Annotated in this window: 2 protein-coding genes; both read left to right on the forward strand. The window is 70.9% G+C overall.

Features of this window, described 5'->3' with window-relative positions; translation table 11 throughout:
* Positions 1–211 precede the first annotated feature (211 nt).
* A complete protein-coding gene (gene ilvD / locus AB0F40_RS27425; RefSeq protein ID WP_357475483.1) occupies positions 212–1,918 on the forward strand; it encodes a dihydroxy-acid dehydratase in 1,707 nt (568 codons plus the stop codon).
* A gap of 230 nt (positions 1,919–2,148) precedes the next feature.
* Positions 2,149–2,687: DUF222 domain-containing protein (locus AB0F40_RS27430; RefSeq protein ID WP_357475485.1), on the forward strand; the 539-nt coding region annotated here is incomplete at its 3' end.

Genomic DNA, 2,687 nt, shown 5'->3' on the forward strand with positions numbered 1-2,687 from the left:
CCTCGCGGTGTCGGGCCTCGGTACCCGCGACCAACTCTGCACTCGGCGAATCCGGGTGCGTCGAAGTCTGCACCCGACGGGTACCTACCGGCACACTGCCCGGCCCGACCCCTGCCCTCTGCCCCGCCCGGCCCGGCACCGCCCGGCACAACCCGGCACAACCCGGCACGGAACGAGACACGCGGGCCGAGCAGGATGCAGGATGGGTCCCATGCTCAACGCCGATGACCCGGTCGACATCAAGCCCCGCTCCCGCACGGTGACCGACGGCCTGGAGGCAACCGCGTCGCGCGGGATGCTCCGTGCCGTAGGGCTGGGCGACGAGGACTTCGCGAAGCCGCAGATCGGCGTCGCGAGCTCGTGGAACGAGATCACGCCGTGCAACCTCTCGCTCGACCGGCTCGCGGGGGCGACCAAGCAGGGCGTGCACGCGGCGGGCGGCTACCCGCTGGAGTTCGGCACCATTTCGGTGTCCGACGGCATCTCGATGGGCCACGAGGGCATGCACTTCTCGCTCGTGTCCCGCGACGTCATCGCCGACTCGGTCGAGACCGTCATGCAGGCCGAGCGACTGGACGGTTCGGTGCTGCTGGCCGGGTGCGACAAGTCGCTGCCGGGCATGCTCATGGCGGCCGCGCGCCTGGACCTCTCCAGCGTGTTCCTCTACGCCGGCTCGATCATGCCCGGCTGGGTCAAGCTCGAGGACGGCACGGAGAAGCAGGTCACGATCATCGACGCGTTCGAGGCCGTCGGGGCGTGCGCGCGGGGGCTCATGAGCCAGGGCGACGTCGACCGGATCGAGCGGGCGATCTGCCCCGGCGAGGGTGCCTGCGGCGGCATGTACACCGCCAACACGATGGCGTCGGCGGCCGAGGCGCTCGGTATGTCGCTGCCCGGGTCGGCGGCGCCGCCGTCGGCCGACCGCCGACGGGACACGTGGGCGCACCGCTCGGGCGAGGCGGTGGTGAACCTGCTGCGCCAGGGCATCACCGCACGCGACATCATGACCAAGGAGGCGTTCGAGAACGCGATAGCCGTCGTCATGGCGTTCGGCGGGTCCACGAACGCGGTGCTGCACCTGCTCGCCATCGCGTACGAGGCCGAGGTCGACCTCACGCTCGACGACTTCTCCCGCGTCGCCGACCGCGTGCCGCACCTGGGCGACCTCAAGCCCTTCGGGCAGTACGTGATGAACGACGTCGACCGGATCGGCGGCGTGCCGGTGATCATGAAGGCGCTGCTGGACGCCGGGCTGCTGCACGGCGACGTCATGACGGTCACCGGCCGCACCATGGCCGAGAACCTGGCCGACATCGCGCCGCCCGACCCGGACGGCAAGATCCTGCGGGCCATGGACGACCCGATCCACAAGACTGGCGGCATCACGATCCTGAACGGGTCGCTCGCACCGGAGGGCGCCGTCGTGAAGTCGGCGGGCTTCGACTCCGACGTGTTCGAGGGGACGGCGCGCGTGTTCGAGCGCGAGCGCAGCGCGCTCGACGCCCTGGAGGACGGGACGATCCAGGCGGGCGACGTCGTCGTCATCCGCTACGAGGGCCCCAAGGGCGGACCGGGCATGCGCGAGATGCTCGCCATCACCGGCGCCATCAAGGGTGCGGGGCTCGGCAAGGACGTCCTGCTCATCACGGACGGCCGGTTCTCCGGCGGGACCACCGGCCTGTGCGTCGGGCACATCGCGCCGGAGGCCGTCGACGCCGGGCCCATCGCGTTCGTGCGCGACGGCGACCGCATCCGCCTCGACGTGGCGTCCAAGACCCTCGACGTCCTGGTGGAGCCGGCCGAGCTGGCGGCCCGTGCGGCGGGCTGGGCGCCGATCCCCCACGCGTACACGCGGGGCGTGCTGGCCAAGTACTCGAAGCTGGTCCAGTCGGCGTCGAAGGGTGCGGTGCTCGCGTAGCCGAGGCAGCCGGCGGTCAGGCCGACAGCCGCGGCGGCTGAGGGCCTGGAGCAGGTCAAATGTGGCTCGTTGATCTGGGTGGCGTGGAGGACGGTCGCCAGCCTCCACGGTGACGTGAAGAGTTATCCACAGATTCCAGATAGCACGTGCGCATCATACAAAGGTTCGAGAGAATGGAGTCATCGAGATGGTGACGAGCGGGGCGGGGGTGGGTACCGGTGGAGCGGTCGATGAACTACCCGGCTGGTGGTCTGCCTCCCGCGGGTTCGATCGAGGAGGCGTTGGCCCGGATCGAGGATGCCGCAGCTGATCTGGCGGGCCTGGTTGGTCCGGAGGCGCTGGACGGGTGGGACGCGCCGAGCGTCACGCGTCTGGTGGAGGCGCAGGCCCGGGTCCGTCGGCTCACGGGCCGGTTGGACGGGGTGCGGTACACCTTGTTGCCGCGGATCGAGGCTGAGGGGTCGTGGCGTTCGGGCGGGATGGCGCGCACCTTCACGTCCTGGCTGCGCCTGCGTGAGGGCATCTCGGCGGCCACGGCGAGCAAGGACATGACGATGGCCCGCCGGCTGGCGACCGCGCTGCCGGTGACGCGGGAGCGGCTGGTCGCGGGTGACCTGGGGGTGGATCACGCGCGGGTGATGACGGAAGTCGCGCCGACCAGCGAGACCCGCACGGACGCCCTGGCGTGGCTCATCGATACCCGTACGGGTGAGACGACGACGCCGGAGCGGTTCGTGCAGACCGTGCCGGTCGACTTCCCGGACCCGGT

It is taken from the genome of Promicromonospora sp. NPDC023987, from assembly GCF_040639055.1.
Classification (GTDB): domain Bacteria; phylum Actinomycetota; class Actinomycetes; order Actinomycetales; family Cellulomonadaceae; genus Promicromonospora.